Genomic DNA, 1,135 nt, shown 5'->3' with positions numbered 1-1,135 from the left:
CCTCGATCTTTCGTGAGGGGCCGTCAGCTTACTGACGGCCCCTCTTCGGTTTTGTTGTGCGGGTGTTTTCGGTGTCCGGGCAGGGCGGGGGCCCGGCTGTCGCGTCGGGTGGGCGCCGGGTTCCACGGCTCCGGTCGGGTGGCGCTGCTCGCAGGGGCGGGAAGCTGCTGGTCAGCCGGGGTTCGGCAGCGCGTGGAGCCGGTTGAGGGCGCCTGTGATCACGTCAGCCCAGGGCCAGTGCCGGGCCAGGCGGAGGATGCGGCGCCGTCCGGTGGTGACCAGTTGGGCGGCGGCAGAGAACAGCCGCAGCCGCAGGCGGCGGGGCTCCCACAGCCGGGCGGGGCCGGTGAGGGCCAGCATCGGCATCCAGGCCAGCAGGTCGAGGGCGATCTGGACGATCTCCAGCCAGACCTGGTTCTGCGCGGCGTCGTGGAGGGGCAGGTTGCGCAGGCCGGTGGCGCGGGCGGCGCGGATGCGGTCCTCCGCGCGGGCCCGCTGGCGGTGCCGCAGCTCGAGCGCGACGATCGCGGTGTGCTTGGTGTTGGTGGCGAACGCCGTGAGTCGCATGCCGTCGGCGTCGGTGAAGCGCAACTGGGCGCCGGGATGCGGGCGTTCCTTGCGGACGATCAGCCGCATGCCCTTGGGCCAGCCGTCCAGCACATCTCCGGCGAGCTCGGCGACCCAGGCACCGTCACGGATCTCGCCGCCGGGTTCGACGGCCGGCGTCCATGCCGAGGCGGGGACCTTCAGCACCGCCTGATGGATCTGCTCGGTGATGGTCATGCCGACCGAGTACGACAGCCACCGCCCGCGTGCGGTGAGCCAGTCGAGGAACTTGTGGGTGCCGCCGGCGGAGTCGGTGCGGATCAGGGTGCGCCTGCCGCGCCGGAACTTCCCCGGCAGCTGGGCTAGCGCCAGGCGGGTGGTCTCGATGTGGTCGGCGGCGGTGTTGCTGCCCGCCCTTCCCGGCCGCAGCAGCCCCGCGACCGGCTCTCCGGTGCCGCCGCGTCCGTGATCGACGAAGGCCATGAGCGGGTGGTGGCCGTAGGTCTTCTTCCAGGTCCGCGTGGCGTCCTCCTTGTCGGAGTGGGCCAGCACCAGCACGCCGTCGATGTCCACGGTCACCTGCCCGTCG

The 1,135-nt window shown here is 72.4% G+C and carries 1 protein-coding gene; it reads right to left on the bottom strand.

The annotated features are described in order from the left end of the window. Window positions 1-171: 171 nt before the first annotated feature. Window positions 172-1,135, bottom strand: a 964-nt coding sequence (locus tag ABZZ74_RS54325) for an IS1380 family transposase (RefSeq protein ID WP_356951472.1), incomplete at its 5' end; no start/stop codon positions are given.

The sequence above is a fragment of the Streptomyces sp. NPDC006476 genome (assembly GCF_040612015.1).
GTDB lineage: Bacteria > Actinomycetota > Actinomycetes > Streptomycetales > Streptomycetaceae > Streptomyces > Streptomyces griseorubiginosus_B.
Note: the sequence above shows the minus strand (reverse complement) of the source record. Positions and strands in the feature narration are given on the sequence as shown.